A 14149-nucleotide genomic window follows, 5' to 3' on the forward strand; every position below is an offset into this window, starting at 1 on the left:
TTTTCATAGTCCGTCGTGCAAGTGCTTTGTTTTCTTAGGTGGGGGGGGTGGGGGAGGGGTACTCCGGAAGAAGTTCCTGCAAGTACAACATCTTGTATTTATAACGTACCCGATAGGCACGAAAAACGTCACAGCACCACGTTATCGATCAGCCGCGTCGACCCGACCCACGCGGCAATCGCAACCAGCGCGCCCTTGCTGACGTCGGCCACCGGCTCCAGCGAATCCGGATTCACGATCTCCAGGTAATCGAGCTTTGCCCCAGGTTCTTCGGCCACAACTTCTTTGCCGGCCGTGATCAACGACGCCGCATTCTTCTCGCCCTTGTCGCAGAGGAACTGGATGCGATTCAGCGCCCGCGAAAGCACCAGCGCCTCGCGACGCTGCTGCGGATCGAGATATACGTTCCGCGAACTCATCGCCAACCCATCCGACTCCCGGACGATTGGGCAAACAACGATCTCCACATCGAAGTTCAGGTCCCTCACCATCCGCCGGATGATCGCCACCTGCGCGGCATCCTTCTGACCGAAGAATGCCCGGTCCGGCTGCACGATCCCGAACAGCTTCGCTACCACCGTCGTAACGCCCTTAAAGTGCCCCGGCCGCGAACGCCCATCCAGTCGCTCGCTCAGCCCCGCCACTTCAACGGCAGTCACAGCCCCGGCCGGGTACATCGCTTCCTTCGACGGCGCAAAAACAAAATCCACCCGCTCCGCCTCCAGCAACTGGCAGTCGCGCTCAAACGTCCGCGGATACTTTGAAAAATCTTCAGTGGGTCCGAACTGGAGCGGGTTTACAAAAATCGAGGCGACAACCGCATCCGATTGCGAGCGGGCCATCTTCATCAGTGACAGATGCCCCGCATGAAGCGCGCCCATCGTCGGCACAAATCCAATGCGCTTGCTCCTCCGCAATTCGCGGGAAACACGCTGCATCTGGATTGGATCGGAAATGATTTGCATAAAGAAGTCGTTAGTAATTAGTTGTTAGTAGTTGGTATTTGGTCGTGAAGATGATAAGCCTGCACACTCCACGACCAAATACTAATAACTAATTACCAAGAACTGCATCACCTGATTGCTCTTTTGCGCGCCATCACATCTTCCAGCGCTGCCATCGTCTCTTTCGGCAGATGGTAAGACTCAGCGTCCGAAGGATAGTTGCCTTCCGTCACGTCGCGCTTGAAGCCCTCGATGGCTTCGTTAATCACCGCAGCCGCATCTGCATAACGGCGGACGAACTTCGCCGGTTGCTGGAACGTCAGCCCGAGCATGTCGTGGATCACCAGCACCTGTCCGTCGCATTCCGGACCAGCGCCAATCCCGATCGTCGGCACACTCACTTCCGCGGTAATCATTGCCGCAACCTCGCGCGGAATGCCTTCCAGCACCATCGAGCAGACACCGGCGTTGTCGAGCGCCACGGCATCGCGCATCAGTTGCTCGATCGCCTTCAGCGTCTTGCCCTGGACTTTGTATCCGCCCATCGCGTTCACCGATTGCGGCGTAAGTCCGATGTGACCCATCACGGGAATCTCGGCATCAACCAGGCGACTCACGATCTCGATGCGCTTCTCGCCGCCTTCGAGCTTCACCGCTTCCGCGCCGCCATACTTCACGAACTGCGTCGCATTCCGCACCGCTTCTTCCGCGGTCACGTGGTACGACGCATAAGGCATGTCGGCGATCAGGAAGGCCCGCTTCACCGCCCGACGCACCGCACGCGTGTGATGCAGCATCTCTTCCATGGTCACGGGCAGCGTGTTGTCGTAGCCGAGCACCACCTGCGCCAGCGAGTCGCCGACGAGGATCATGTCAATTCCGGCTTCGTCCACCAGCCGCGCAGTGGCGTAGTCGTAGGCAGTCAGGCAGGTAATCGGCTGATGCTTGGATTTCTTCTCGGAGAGTGTTGCGATGGTGACCTTTTGACGGTCGCCAATTGAGGTAATGCTCACTGTTGCCTCCAGTGCAGTTCCGCAAGCGGATACCGCCTGTACGCCTGATTGGATGCAGGCGGAGGTATTTTAGGCTCCAAACGCCAAAAAGGGCAACTCTCGCCCTACTTCAGATGCACCGCCGCTTCCGAGGTCTTCGGCCTTCCTGCTGACTTCTTCTTCTCGAACTTCGGAATCGCGTACTTTGGCTTGATGTCGTGACACGACGCATCGCAGTACACGCCGCCTGCTGCTGACTCCGGAGTCGGCATTGGGGAATTCACGGCATTGTCGCGGTCTCGTTCGAGTTGCGCTTCCACGTCGGCGATGAGCTTTTCGTTGTCTTTCTTCGTCAGCCACTTCTTCTCATTTACGAGGTAATTCTCGAAGCGCGCGATCGGGTCGCGACGCTGCCAGTATTCGAACAGTTCGCGTGGGACGTACTGCGCCGCGTCGTGAATGGCGTGGCCTTTCATGCGCATCATCTTGGCTTCGATCAGCGTTGGACCTTCGCCGCTACGGGCACGCTCGCAGGCTTCGTGGGTGGCGTCGTACACCTGGCAGGCATCGGTGCCATCAACAATGATGCCCGGAATACCGTACGCAATCGCCCGCTCGGCAAGGTCTTTGACCAGGAACTGCTGGTCAGCCGGAGTGGAATACGCCCAGATGTTGTTCTCGACGATCAGCACCAGCCCGAGCTTCTGCACGGCGGCAAAGTTCAGACCCTCGTATGTCACGCCGGTCGATTGGCCTCCGTCGCCGATATAGGTTAGTACCGCCAGTTCGCGGCCCTGCATGCGCGCGCCAAGCGCAACACCGCTGAGCACCGGAATGAGATCGCCCAGCGTGGATATTGGCGCGACGACATTGCGTTCTTTGATGTCGCCGAAGTGAGAGCTGGCGTCGCGGCCTTTGGTGGGCGATCCGGCCTTCGCCATGTACTGCATCATGATGTCCGCCGGCGAGAAGCCTTTCACGAGCAGCGCGCCCTGGTTGCGGATCATAGGGCCCAGCCACTCGTCCTTCTTCAGCGCATACGCCGACGCGCACGAGCAGGCTTCCTGGCCAAGTCCGAAGTACACGCCACCGACGACCTTGCCCTGCTTGTAGAGGTTCTCGAGCGCGGCTTCCATGCGACGGTTGAGCAGCATCCAGCGATAGATCTCGATGCACTGCTCTTTCTTCAGGTATTTCGAATCGCAGATCGGCGGCGCGGACGCGGAGAGGTCGCCGTGCACGACATATCGCACCTGGTCGCCTTCGTGCACCTGCTCGATGGTGCAGTCGAAGCACTCGAGACGGCGATCTTCGATCTTGTAGCTACGTTCGCTTTTCGGCTTTCTCGATGGCTTGGGAACTTGCGTCGTCTTCTTCGGCGGCATGGGCTGGATGATTCTAGAACAACTGTCGCCTACATGTACCACAACGCCCTTCGGTTCAACAGCGCGCGACGCACGTCTCGCCAGGTGAAGTACACAATCAGAGCCGTGATTGCTCCGACAAAGAGCCACTGCTCCACCCGCCGCACGTGACCAAACGCCGAATCGATCGAGCTGGCGAACAGGAATCCGACACCAATGAGCAGCGCCGCCCAGATGCCAGCGCTCAGCAGGTCCCCGGCAAGGAAACGCAGGAAGCGCCACTTGCGATGTCCACAGAGGAAACAAGTCGCGTTTCGGATTCCATAGAACAACCGCACTACGGGCAAGGAGAGCGCGCCAAAGCGGTCGAGCATTCGTCCAGCACGGTTAAGAACGTTCGGTGCCTTCTGGCTCGCCCAGTTATTGCGCGAGGTGCGCCGTCCGAGCCAGTACATGAGAAGGTCCGGCGTGATCAGGCCGGCAACGGCGATCAGAAATGTTTCTGCTCCACCGAACAGGCCCAGATGCACGAGCAGCCCTGCCACCAGCAGACTAACGTCTCCCTCGACGGCGCAGGCAAAGAACAGCCCGAGCAGCCCGTAGCTGCGAAGCAGAGTTTCAACGGTATCCACTGAAGGGTTAGACCCCCACGCGTCACGAGGGGTTTGAAAATCAGGCGAAGGTGCTCTCGTCTCCGTGGATGGCGCGCAACTCAGCCGGGGCGTTCGCGGGCGTATCCAGGGCACGTCCGAGAAGCTCGTCAACAGTGTTGACCGGCAGCATCTGACGGTCGAACACCCGGCCGAAATTTCTCGAGACCCGCTGGGCAACCTCGTCCAGGTCGAGCACCCGGTCGAGTTCCCGCTGTAGCGATGTCACTGGCTTGTCAGAGATCCCGCACGGCACGATCAGCTTGAAGTAATCGAGGTCGGTGTTCACGTTCAGCGCGAAACCGTGCGACGTGACCGAACGTGAGATGTGGACTCCGATGGCCGCGATCTTGGAATCGGGCGATTGAGCCATCGGTTTATCGGGCGATTGCATATCTCCCGTGTGGTTCCAGTCGGTCCAGACGCCGGTTAGTCCCTTTACTCGCTTTGTAGGAATACCGTATTCCAGGCACGTCCGAATCAGCACTTCCTCTATCTTGCGGACGTAGTCGACGGCCCCCAAGTACTTGAGCGATGACGTCCCTGTGTTTGGAAATCCGTGCAAGTCGAAGATCGGATAACCCACCAACTGGCCGGGACCATGGAACGTCACATCACCGCCACGGTCGGTTTCGAACAGATCCACACCCTTCGCGTCGAGCAATTCCCGCGAGAGCAGGATGTTCTCCTTCTTCGCGTTGCGACCCAGCGTAATGACCGGCGTGTGCTCGAGCAGGAGAAGCGCGTCAGGAATGCGATTCTCTTTCCGTGCTGCGATCAGCTCAGCCTGAATCTTCAGGCCAGTCGCATACGAAACTTTGCCGAGTTGGACGACGGAGATCAGCAACGGGTAAATGGTAAACGGGCAAATAAAAAAACCAAAGCTACTGGGTTGGATGAAACCACGACGGCTTCGGACTCACTCAGGGTTTGATCGCCTGATTACAGATCACCCGTCCCCGATTTAGGGTCTTGCCAGTTCGATTGGCTGCGGTGCCTGCGTGCGCTGGGCTTCCAGATCGCGTTCTTTGGTCTCGAGGTAGGTGTAGTAAATGCGGTGTATGACGGTGATGTTTCCGATGATGGCGATCACCCACAGAATGGCTGCCATGCGGTTGAACAGCGCGCCAATAATCACCAGCACAATGCGCTCCGGCCGCTCCATGAAGCCGACCTTGCACTGCTTGATCATGTTCTCCGACCGCGCGCGTGTGTAGCTGACCATCAGCGAGGTCACCATCACCAGAGCGGTCAGTACCACGTAGAAGAACCGGTTTGCGCGGGCGTAATAGACGAGTAGGCCGAAGTACAACGCGACGTCGCTGTAGCGGTCGATCACCGAATCGAAGAAGCCGCCGAACTGCGTCACCTGTCCCGTGGCTCGAGCGACGCGCCCATCGACCATGTCAAAAATTCCGGCACCAATGATGACTAAGCCGGCGTACAGGAACATGCGTTCCTGGTTCTCCGCAGTGCCGTATCCGAACAGCACTGCGGCGCCGATGTTGATAATCAGGCCGATGAACGTAAGCACATTCGGTGAAATTTTGGTAAGAGCAAGTCCGTGCACAATGGCGTGTAACAGGACCTTGCACGCCCGACCAAATGCGCTTGTCCAGGTCATCAGGCTTCCGCTCCCGCCTCCGCTTCGGCTTCGTCGTGAATAGTGGTGAGTTTCAGGATCTCGAGTTCGCGGTTCCCGTTCGGGGTCACAACCGTCGTGGTGTCGCCAACCTTCTTGCCCATCAGCGCTTTGCCGATCGGCGAAGTAGTGGAAATCAGGCCCTTGCTGACGTCGGATTCCTCACTGGTAACAAGCTTGTACTCGATCTCGTCGTCCTTCGTCGAGTCGTACACCAGAATAGTAGAACCGAGCGCGGCCTTGTCGCGAGGAATGTTGCTCATGTTCACGAGCGAGAGTTCGGCCATGCGTTTCTTCAGTTGGCCCAGGCGGGCACGCACGAACTCCTGGCGCTGTTTGGCCATATGGTATTCGGCGTTTTCGCTCAGGTCGCCCATGGCGACTGCCTTCTTCAATTCCTTCGGCAATTCATGGTTCAGCTCGTGTTCGAGCGTGCGGATTTCTTCTTCCAGTTTTCTCTTAATATGCTCTGGCATTGATTCGAAACTCTCAAAAACAAAACCCACTGCCGTTATAGGACGGAAGCAGTGAGCTGGGGGACCGCAATCAGCAGGTATCCACTACCGGGGAGCATTATAAACCCCCAGCACTGCCCAAGCCCCATCTGTCCCCCATGGTGCCGATAAAGCTTGGTTTTACAACTGGTTACATCTCACTGCACGATGTACAGAGTTGCCGGGCCGTTGCCTGACGTGCACAAGATTGCTGAAAAAGCGCAATTTTGGCGGCTTTTCGCGCTATCGATGTGATTCACATCATTGACATAAGAGTTACATGCTAGTAGCATTACTTTGTGCTCCCCCAGTACAGAGCCTGCAACAGCGGGTGCCCTTCATGATGAATTCGAACCTTTCGAATCTGCAAGTAGGCGACAAAGTTGTTTATCCCAATCATGGCGTCGGCGTAATCGAACAAATCAGCAGCCGGACCTTAGGCGCCACCGTCGAGCGCTACTACCTTTTGAAGATCAAGGCCAGCAGTCTCAAGGTAATGGTTCCGTTCAACAGCATCGGAAGCGTCGGCTTGCGCCGCGTGGTGAAGAACGGCGAAGTGCAGAAGATCCTCGACTTCCTGACCGATGGCGAATGCTGCAACAACACCGACTGGAAATATCGCTTCAAAGAGAATTCCGACAAGATGCGCACGGGATCGCTGATGGAAGTGGCGGTTGTGCTCAAGGGCCTGTTGCTCTTGGCGCAATCGAAGCCGCTCTCGTTCCGCGAAAAGAAGATGCTCGAACGCGCACGTTACCTTCTGGTCAGCGAACTGGCGATGTCGAAGAACTGCGATGAAGGCCAGATCGAAATGTTGCTGACGAGAACCCTGGCGAAATCGAAGCTGCGGTTCCCTGAAGTATCGGCCGCCGAAGCGTAAAGCGAGATTTCTCGAAAGTTAAACATACCCCGCCCCTACAGGTGGGGTGTTCGCTTTTTGGGGTCTATTTCGCCATGGAGTTGGGCGAGTGCGGTGTCGCGTCTGACGGAAGGCTCGGGCAATAGTGAATGATGATGAAATTCTTCGGGTCCTTTACCGGCACGACGAACAACTGGTCATAAGCGGTGTCAGGAATCTTGATGCCCGGAACGCCCAATGACGCGAGTATCTGGGGCAGCGTGTTGCTGTGTCCCACGATGAGGACGTTCCCGATCTGGGCCGCGTCCTTCGCCTTCGCTGCAACTTCATCCGTGGCCTTCGCCTGAACGACTACATCTTTGGCATTGCCCACACTGACCAGCGGTGCTGCCGTCTCTTTCGTCCGGACGTATTGCGTCACGATGGCCGTTTTAATATGAGCGTCTGCAAGCGTTTGAGCAAGACACTGCGCACGAGCGCGACCCTTGTCGCTGAGCAGGCTGTCGGCTGCTTCAGACTGCTTTTCGGCATGGCGGACGACGAAGATCTTGCCGCCCTCCTGCGCGACTGCTGAAACACAAACCAATACGAGCAGCAGGTTGGCCAATACTTTCATCGCAACACCTCAATGGGAATGGATGCGACCTTCCCCCGGGATGTAGTCGCTCGTTGTATATCGATGCACTTCGTGGCAGTGTGGACACTCGAACTCGCCGACGGGGAGGTTGGGCTCAATCGTGTCGGTGGCTTTGCCGGCAACAAGTTCGCGCTTTTTTACGGCGAAGCGCTGAAGACAGGTTTTGCATTCGACCAGCCATGCAAGGGACATGGCCGGAATGATATCAATTTGCACCAAAATTGACGCTCTCCGCCCTGCACCCTAGAATCAAAAGCAGCTTTCTTTCACCGGAGTTCCACCAAAGTGCCTCTATACGAATACCGTTGCGTGAAGTGCAACCACGTTTTTGAGAAGATCCAGAAGTTTTCCGATCCGCACGTCTCGGAATGCCCGAAGTGCGGTGCGGAAGTCGAGCAGGTAATTTCTGCCCCCGCCGTTCAGTTCAAGGGAGCGGGCTGGTATGTGACCGACTACGCAAAGAAGTCCGGCGGCGGCAAGAGCGGAAGTGACGTGTCGGCGTCGGAGAGCAAGTCCGAGTCGAAGTCGGAATCGAAAAGCTCGGAGTCGTCCTCCAGCACCGACAAGAAGTAGCAACGCGCGATATCGCTGACGGGTTATATTCACAGTTACCCTGCTTCTTCACTTACAAATAACTCTCTTCTTTGCTACGTTCATTTGGCGATTCCATGGCCAACACACTGGAACTTAGAAACGTCACCAAGCGCTATGACAAGTTCGTCGCTGTCGACGACTTGTCGCTGGCCATTGAGCAAGGCAGCGTCTTCGGCCTGCTCGGGCCTAATGGTGCCGGCAAGACAAGCACGATCCGCATGATGATCGGCATCACCATGCCCGACTCCGGCGAAGTGCTGGTATTCGGAGAACGCTTCCGGCGCGCACACCTCAACCGCATCGGCTATCTGCCGGAAGAACGCGGCCTCTACAAGAAGATGAAGTTGCGCGAGCAGTTGGTGTTCCTCGCCGAGTTGAAAGGTGTTTCCGCGGCGGAGGCAAACCGGCGCACAAAGCAGTGGTGCGATCGCCTTGAACTGGGCGACTGGATGGAGAAGAAGATCGAGGAACTGTCCAAGGGCATGCAACAGAAGGTCCAGTTCATCGCCTCGATCCTGCACGATCCGGAGTTCCTGATCCTCGATGAGCCCTTCTCAGGACTCGATCCCGCCAATACCGTCGTGTTGAAGGACGTGCTACTTGAACAGAAGAAGGCTGGCAAGACCATCCTGTTCTCGACGCACCGCATGGATACCGTCGAGCGCCTCTGCGACGCCATCTGCCTGGTGAACCAAGGCAAGGCCGTGCTGGAAGGTCAATTGCGCGAGGTGAAGGCGCGCTTTGGACGCAATCATGTCCAGATGGAATACGAAGGCGATGGCGACTTCTTGCAGCATTCCACGCTCGTCCAGTCATACAACAATTACGGCAAGTACGTGGAGATACGTCTGGCGCCCGGGGCCGACGCGCAGGAGCTGCTGAAGATAGCGGCTTCGCGGTCGCGTCTGAACAAGTTTGAGTTGATGGAACCCTCGCTGGAAGAAATCTTCATCGACACCGTGGGAAGACAGAATGCGTAACGTCTGGCTTGTGATTCGTCGCGAGTACCTGGAGCGGGTGCGGACGCGCGCATTCATCATCAGCACGGTGTTAATCCCGGCATTCATTTACGGCGTCACCGTGTTGCCCTCGCAACTCGCCATGCGAAAAAGCGGCGGGACTAAGCACATCGCGATCGTCACCTCGAATGCCACGGTGGCGCAGATGATTGCCAGTCGGTTGCAGGAGCCAAAGTCGGAAACCAGGTACGTCATCGAGACCAAGGTTACGGAGAATCCATCCGAACGTGACACCTTGAAGCAACAGATCACCGCGGGCACGCTCGACGGTTATCTTTGGCTGACGGACGAGGCGATCAACGCCGGCAAAGTCGAGTACGTGGCAAGTTCGACCAGCGACTTCGTTGCGGTGAATGAACTGCGGTCTGCCGTCAACGCCGGCGTCACACGGGCAAGGCTCATGCAACGCGGCGTGTCCGCTGACGAGATCGAACGGATGATGAAGCCGGTGCAGATGGAGACCGTGGAACTGAAGGGCGGCAAGGAAAGTCGTGGCCCGGGCGACACCAAGTTCTTCGCGGGCTTCGCCATCGCCATGATGCTTTACTTCATGCTCATCTTTCACGGGATGGCGGTGATGCGTTCTGTACTGGAAGAAAAGACCTCACGTGTGATGGAAGTGATGCTGGCGTCCGTCAATGCGAAGGAATTGATGGCCGGTAAGATTCTGGGCGTCGGCGCAGTCGGATTGAGCCAGCTTGCGATCTGGGTCGTCCTCGCACTCGGCCTGAATACGCCGGCAATGGCGGCGTCGCAAGAGTTGCGCGAAATGGTCACCTCTTCTTCGAGCATGCTCATTTGGCTGCCGGTCTACTTTGTGCTGGGCTTCCTGCTGTACAGCGGCTTGTACGCAGCCCTCGGCGCCGCGGTGAACTCAGACCAGGAAGCGCAACAGTGGCAGTTCTTCGTAACCATGCCACTGATCATCCCCGTCATCCTCATGACGATGATCATCCGGCAGCCCGATGCGCCGACTTCGGTTTGGCTGTCGATGGTGCCATTCTTCTCGCCCATCCTGATGACGATCCGTATCGCTATGCACACGCCGCCCGCCTGGCAGATTGCGCTCTCGATCGGGATACTCTTCGTGACGATGTACCTCATCCTGGCGCTGTCGTCGCGCATCTACCGGGTCGGGATCCTGATGTACGGAAAGCGCCCAACCTTGCCTGAAATTGTGAAGTGGATAAGGTACGCTTGATCCATGTCTGATGGCGTGAAGCTTTCACTCGACGGCCGTGTGGCGCTGGTCACCGGTGGATCGCGCGGCATTGGCGCCGCCACCGTGCGTATGTTCGTAAAGGCCGGCGCGAAAGTCGTCTTCAATTATCAGAAGGCGCGCGACCGCGCCGAAAAACTCGTGTTTGAACTAGGGAGCGACCGCTGCCACGCGGTGCAGATGGACTTGAGCTCAGCCGAGTCCGCCGAGAAGATGGTGACGGCGGTCGTGGAACGCTTCGGGCGTCTGGATGCAGCGGTGCTGAATCACGGCATCTGGCCGGCCGATGACATTCCGGTTGATGAAATGTCGTACGAGCACTGGCATCGTACGATCAGCATCAATCTCGACAGCACGTTCGGACTGGTGAAGAGCGTCGTTGCGCAGATGAAGAAGCAGAAATCCGGCGGGCACTTGGTCATTATCAGCTCTACCGCAGGGCAACGTGGCGAAGCCTTTCACGTGGACTATGCCGCCACCAAAGGCGCCGTCATCAGCATGGTGAAGGGGCTTTCGACTGAGTTGGCAAAAGACGGTATCTACGTGAACTGTGTGGCCCCTGGATGGGTGAATACCGAGATGGCAGCTCCCGCTGTGGCGCAGAAAGAAAAGTTCGAGAAGTCGCTGCGACTGATACCGGTTGGCCGTATCGGGAAACCTGAAGAGATCGCCGCGCCCGTCCTGTTTCTATGCACCGAGCACGCGGGATTCATTACCGGCGAGATCTTCAACGTGAATGGCGGGGCCGTACTAGTGGGTTAAAAGCAGCGACCCGGAACGTTGCTGCGTCTAATCAGAAGACACGCATGCGGAAACTGATTGCTCTCTTTTTGCTTGGTACCGCCGTTGCCTCAGCGCAGACGGCAACCCCTTCCACGAATAGCACTCCAACGGCGACGCTCGTCAACGAAAGCGACAACGCCAGGAAGGCCCGCACCCTCCTTCAGCAGATGATCGAGAAACTCGGGGGCAAGGCGTATCTTGGCATTCGCGACATGACCCAGGAAGGCCGCACCTACGCCTACTATCAGGGCCGGCCCAACAGCGTCGGCGCCCCGTTCTGGCGGTTTTGGATGTTTCCCGACAAAGAGCGCGTGGAGTTTACCAAGAAGCGCGACGTTGCTTTCATCCACGTCGGCGACAAGGGATACGAAGTCACCTACAAGGGCACCGCGGCCGAAGAGCCTCAAGCGCTGCGTGATTTTCTGCGCCGCCGCAATCATTCGCTTGAGAACGTATTAAGAGTCTGGCTGCCGGATCCGAAGACTGCCCTGTTCTGGGATGGTCCCGCCGTTGCCGAACAGAAGCCCTGCGATTCCATCACCCTGCTCAGTGCCAATAACGACTCCGTCACCATATTTGTGGATTCCACGACTCATCTTCCGGTGAAGAAGACATTTCAGTGGCGCGACCCGTCGGACCGTCTAAAGAACGAAGAAGGCGAAGTCTACGACAACTATCGCGATGTCCAGGGCGTCCTCACACCGCATACGTTGCTTCGCACAAAGAACGGCGAGATTGTGAACCAGCGATTCATCACCAACGTCCAGTACAACACCGGACTTTCGGATTCGCTGTTCCAGGCCACCGTCACCTATGACCCGTATAAGCGAAGCGGCCCCCGCAAGTAAGCTGCAAATTCAGGCGGCGGGGCGCTCGATCCGGGGTGCCTCGTCAGCCGGCTTCAGCTTCCCTTCCTGCTTCTTCACTTCGTGCTCGATCTTCTTCGCCTCGAACCGGTCCACCTTCACTTCCACTTTGAAATGTGCGTAGACGGTCATGTAAATGTTCGCCACCCACACCAGCGCGAACAGGGCCATCAGGTAGCCCCGCCAATCGTCATAGAGAAGCTTGTAGCGGGTAATGAAGAGGAACAGCGCCGTCACGTAGTGACTGAAGCAATACTCACACGTGAACAGATAGAAGAACTTCCGCTGGATCAATCGCGGGCAGTCGTGGCTTCTTCGCTGGCAGTACTCCCGAGGCTCGCGGAAAACCTCCTCGTGCGTCACAGTCCAGGCAACGCACGCGATAGGGATCGCGATGACAAAAAGCGCGATGATCTGGTCCGCTAGAGTCGGCACCCTCCATTCGATGCGTATCTACGCGCCCACGCGCTACACTGATTTCGTTGATCCTGTATTACATCACCGATTCCAGACAGCTCGGCTCGCATGAGCTACTGCTGGAAAAGATTGCGGAAGCTGCCGCCGCCGGCGTCGACTACATCCAACTGCGCGAGCGGGATCTCCCAACCCGTCAGCTCGAAATGCTCTCCGCCGAAGCCGTCGCCGCCGTTCGCCGCAGTGGTTCGCAAACGAAGCTGCTGATCAACTCACGCGTCGATGTCGCGCTCGCCGTCGGAGCAGACGGTGTCCACCTGCGATCCAACGACATGGCCGCCAGCGAAGCTCGCGCGATCTGGGCAGAGTCCTCTGGCCGAACCGATTGCGTAATCGGCGTCTCCTGCCACTCACTCCATGACGTGCTCAGCGCCGAAGGCCACGGAGCCGATTTCGTCGTCTTCGGACCGGTGTTCGGGAAATTAGGTAGCACCGAGCCTCCGCTTGGTTTGGCAGCCCTTACGCAGGTCGTGAACCGCGGCAACCCGCCCGATCCGAAAGTTGAGGCCGGACAGTCTCTCCGCATGCCGGTCATCGCGCTGGGAGGCGTAACGCTTGCAAGTGCCGCCGATTGTGCCCGAGTAGGCGCCGCAGGAGTAGCAGCCATTCGAATGTTTCAGGAAAGAAAAATCAGCGAGATCGTCGGCAGGTTGAAGTAGAGGGGGCGGCAGTCCGAATGACCATCGCCCCCGGTCTTTAATTGTGTTTAACGTACTCGCCCTTCTTGTCGGTCAGGTCGTGATACAGGGTTTCAATCCACTTGTCGCTGTTGATGAAATCCCCGCTCCACTTTTCATAACCGGCCAGCACCTTGTCCTTTTGGAGCTGTTCGAGCGATTTTCCCGCCTTCACTCCAGCTTCCACCTTGGCCCGGGTTTCGCGGATCATATCGACGAACGGCTTCATGTCGGCGACTGTCGAAATCGGTCCGTGACCCGGGATGATCTTCGCTCCCGCAGGCGCTGTCTTCATCACCTTTTCGACTGCGTCCAGCAGTCCAGTCACGGTGCCGCCACTCTGCATATCGACGAACGGAAACCCATACGTCACGAAATCGTCTCCCATGTGGATGACATTCGATTTAGTGAAGTAGATGATCGCATCCCCGTCCGTGTGTCCCTGCGCGAAATGGATCGCCTTGATGTCTTCGCCATTCAAGTGCACGGTGGCCCGATCGTTAAAGGTGATGATCGGAAGCGCTTCCTTGGGCGCTGGCTTCTTTTCTCGCTCCGGCGTCTTGTAGCCCGCCGCCATTCGCTCCCGCACGTTCTCATGCGCGATGATCGTGGAACCAGCGCTGCCAAACTCCGCATTGCCGCCCACGTGGTCTCCGTGCCAATGCGTGTTCAACACGAACCGTACCGGCTTGTCGCTGATCCCTTTCAGTGCCGCCTTGATTTTCGGTGCCAGCGGCGCAAATTGATCGTCCACGATCACAATGCCGTCGTCACCGACAGAGACGCCAATGTTGCCCCCTTCGCCTTCGAGCATGTATATCGATCCGGCAACCGGATGGACTTTGATCTCCACCTTGGAAAAATCGTCCTGAGCCATTGCCACGCTCAGTGACGCCATGAAAGCCAACGGCAAAAGTAGCTTACGCATTCAATTC

At 57.4% G+C, this 14149-nt stretch carries 18 protein-coding genes; 7 read left to right on the forward strand and 11 right to left on the reverse strand.

The window, feature by feature from the left end:
* Positions 1 to 128 precede the first annotated feature (128 nt).
* From panC to greA, 7 genes are all read right to left on the reverse strand, one after another.
* On the reverse strand, positions 129 to 965 hold the full coding sequence (gene panC, locus VN577_19455; protein HWR17014.1) for a pantoate--beta-alanine ligase: 837 nt from the start codon (positions 963 to 965) through the stop codon (positions 129 to 131).
* A 107-nt stretch (positions 966 to 1072) separates the two neighbouring features.
* The gene (panB, locus tag VN577_19460; protein ID HWR17015.1) at positions 1073 to 1957 is read right to left on the reverse strand and encodes a 3-methyl-2-oxobutanoate hydroxymethyltransferase; all 885 of its coding nucleotides are present in this window, start codon (positions 1955 to 1957) and stop codon (positions 1073 to 1075) included.
* A gap of 104 nt (positions 1958 to 2061) precedes the next feature.
* Positions 2062 to 3321 (reverse strand): thiamine pyrophosphate-dependent dehydrogenase E1 component subunit alpha, encoded by a 1260-nt coding sequence (locus tag VN577_19465; GenBank protein HWR17016.1) that lies wholly within the window; start codon positions 3319 to 3321, stop codon positions 2062 to 2064.
* A gap of 29 nt (positions 3322 to 3350) precedes the next feature.
* A complete protein-coding gene (locus VN577_19470; protein ID HWR17017.1) occupies positions 3351 to 3932 on the reverse strand; it encodes a DedA family protein in 582 nt (193 codons plus the stop codon).
* Between the two features lie 40 nt (positions 3933 to 3972).
* Positions 3973 to 4797 carry a lipoyl(octanoyl) transferase LipB gene (gene lipB, locus VN577_19475; protein HWR17018.1) on the reverse strand — a complete coding sequence of 275 codons (825 nt, stop codon included), beginning with the start codon at positions 4795 to 4797 and terminating at the stop codon, positions 3973 to 3975.
* Between the two features lie 117 nt (positions 4798 to 4914).
* Positions 4915 to 5574 carry a CDP-alcohol phosphatidyltransferase family protein gene (locus VN577_19480; GenBank protein ID HWR17019.1) on the reverse strand — a complete coding sequence of 220 codons (660 nt, stop codon included), beginning with the start codon at positions 5572 to 5574 and terminating at the stop codon, positions 4915 to 4917.
* Positions 5574 to 6068, reverse strand: coding sequence for a transcription elongation factor GreA (gene greA, locus VN577_19485; protein HWR17020.1), 495 nt, complete (start codon positions 6066 to 6068; stop codon positions 5574 to 5576). Before greA ends, VN577_19480 begins: the two co-directional genes overlap by 1 nt.
* A gap of 358 nt (positions 6069 to 6426) precedes the next feature.
* Here greA and VN577_19490 point away from each other — a divergent pair, with 358 nt between their 5' ends.
* Positions 6427 to 6966: a CarD family transcriptional regulator gene (locus VN577_19490; protein ID HWR17021.1), complete on the forward strand. Its 540-nt coding sequence runs from the start codon at positions 6427 to 6429 to the stop codon at positions 6964 to 6966.
* A gap of 64 nt (positions 6967 to 7030) precedes the next feature.
* Here VN577_19490 and VN577_19495 read toward each other — a convergent pair whose 3' ends face one another.
* Entirely contained in the window at positions 7031 to 7561 is a 531-nt protein-coding gene (locus VN577_19495; protein HWR17022.1) for a phosphoglycerate mutase family protein, read from the reverse strand.
* Positions 7562 to 7570: 9 nt separating this feature from the next.
* The gene (locus VN577_19500; protein HWR17023.1) at positions 7571 to 7798 is read right to left on the reverse strand and encodes a hypothetical protein; all 228 of its coding nucleotides are present in this window, start codon (positions 7796 to 7798) and stop codon (positions 7571 to 7573) included.
* A 69-nt stretch (positions 7799 to 7867) separates the two neighbouring features.
* Between VN577_19500 and VN577_19505 the strand changes: the two genes are divergently transcribed.
* From VN577_19505 to VN577_19525, 5 genes are all read left to right on the forward strand, one after another.
* Positions 7868 to 8155 (forward strand): FmdB family zinc ribbon protein, encoded by a 288-nt coding sequence (locus tag VN577_19505; protein HWR17024.1) that lies wholly within the window; start codon positions 7868 to 7870, stop codon positions 8153 to 8155.
* A gap of 95 nt (positions 8156 to 8250) precedes the next feature.
* A complete protein-coding gene (locus VN577_19510; protein ID HWR17025.1) occupies positions 8251 to 9156 on the forward strand; it encodes an ATP-binding cassette domain-containing protein in 906 nt (301 codons plus the stop codon).
* Complete coding sequence (locus VN577_19515) at positions 9149 to 10396, forward strand: ABC transporter permease (GenBank protein ID HWR17026.1); 1248 nt, start codon at positions 9149 to 9151, stop codon at positions 10394 to 10396. Before VN577_19510 ends, VN577_19515 begins: the two co-directional genes overlap by 8 nt.
* A 3-nt stretch (positions 10397 to 10399) precedes the next feature.
* On the forward strand, positions 10400 to 11176 hold the full coding sequence (locus VN577_19520; GenBank protein HWR17027.1) for a glucose 1-dehydrogenase: 777 nt from the start codon (positions 10400 to 10402) through the stop codon (positions 11174 to 11176).
* A gap of 44 nt (positions 11177 to 11220) precedes the next feature.
* Complete coding sequence (locus VN577_19525; GenBank protein HWR17028.1) at positions 11221 to 12045, forward strand: hypothetical protein; 825 nt, start codon at positions 11221 to 11223, stop codon at positions 12043 to 12045.
* A 9-nt stretch (positions 12046 to 12054) separates the two neighbouring features.
* Here VN577_19525 and VN577_19530 read toward each other — a convergent pair whose 3' ends face one another.
* Positions 12055 to 12498 carry a hypothetical protein gene (locus VN577_19530; protein HWR17029.1) on the reverse strand — a complete coding sequence of 148 codons (444 nt, stop codon included), beginning with the start codon at positions 12496 to 12498 and terminating at the stop codon, positions 12055 to 12057.
* A gap of 47 nt (positions 12499 to 12545) precedes the next feature.
* Between VN577_19530 and VN577_19535 the strand changes: the two genes are divergently transcribed.
* Complete coding sequence (locus VN577_19535) at positions 12546 to 13196, forward strand: thiamine phosphate synthase (protein ID HWR17030.1); 651 nt, start codon at positions 12546 to 12548, stop codon at positions 13194 to 13196.
* Between the two features lie 37 nt (positions 13197 to 13233).
* Here the strand turns inward: VN577_19535 and VN577_19540 are convergent, their stop codons facing one another.
* Positions 13234 to 14142 carry an MBL fold metallo-hydrolase gene (locus VN577_19540; GenBank protein HWR17031.1) on the reverse strand — a complete coding sequence of 303 codons (909 nt, stop codon included), beginning with the start codon at positions 14140 to 14142 and terminating at the stop codon, positions 13234 to 13236.
* Positions 14143 to 14149: the final 7 nt, after the last annotated feature.

The sequence above is a fragment of the Terriglobales bacterium genome (assembly GCA_035561515.1).
Classification (GTDB): domain Bacteria; phylum Acidobacteriota; class Terriglobia; order Terriglobales; family Acidobacteriaceae; genus DATMXP01.

Excerpts from the sequence above, each read along its gene's own strand:
- VN577_19480 (HWR17019.1), bottom strand. The coding sequence starts at position 5,574 with ATGACCTGGACAAGCGCATTTGGTCGGGCGTGCAAGGTCCTGTTACAC.
- VN577_19515 (HWR17026.1), top strand. The coding sequence starts at position 9,149 with ATGCGTAACGTCTGGCTTGTGATTCGTCGCGAGTACCTGGAGCGGGTG.
- VN577_19525 (HWR17028.1), top strand. The coding sequence starts at position 11,221 with ATGCGGAAACTGATTGCTCTCTTTTTGCTTGGTACCGCCGTTGCCTCA.
- VN577_19540 (HWR17031.1), bottom strand. The coding sequence starts at position 14,142 with ATGCGTAAGCTACTTTTGCCGTTGGCTTTCATGGCGTCACTGAGCGTG.
- greA (HWR17020.1), bottom strand. The coding sequence starts at position 6,068 with ATGCCAGAGCATATTAAGAGAAAACTGGAAGAAGAAATCCGCACGCTC.
- panC (HWR17014.1), bottom strand. The coding sequence starts at position 965 with ATGCAAATCATTTCCGATCCAATCCAGATGCAGCGTGTTTCCCGCGAA.
- VN577_19510 (HWR17025.1), top strand. The coding sequence starts at position 8,251 with ATGGCCAACACACTGGAACTTAGAAACGTCACCAAGCGCTATGACAAG.
- VN577_19490 (HWR17021.1), top strand. The coding sequence starts at position 6,427 with ATGATGAATTCGAACCTTTCGAATCTGCAAGTAGGCGACAAAGTTGTT.
- VN577_19495 (HWR17022.1), bottom strand. The coding sequence starts at position 7,561 with ATGAAAGTATTGGCCAACCTGCTGCTCGTATTGGTTTGTGTTTCAGCA.
- VN577_19520 (HWR17027.1), top strand. The coding sequence starts at position 10,400 with ATGTCTGATGGCGTGAAGCTTTCACTCGACGGCCGTGTGGCGCTGGTC.
- VN577_19465 (HWR17016.1), bottom strand. The coding sequence starts at position 3,321 with ATGCCGCCGAAGAAGACGACGCAAGTTCCCAAGCCATCGAGAAAGCCG.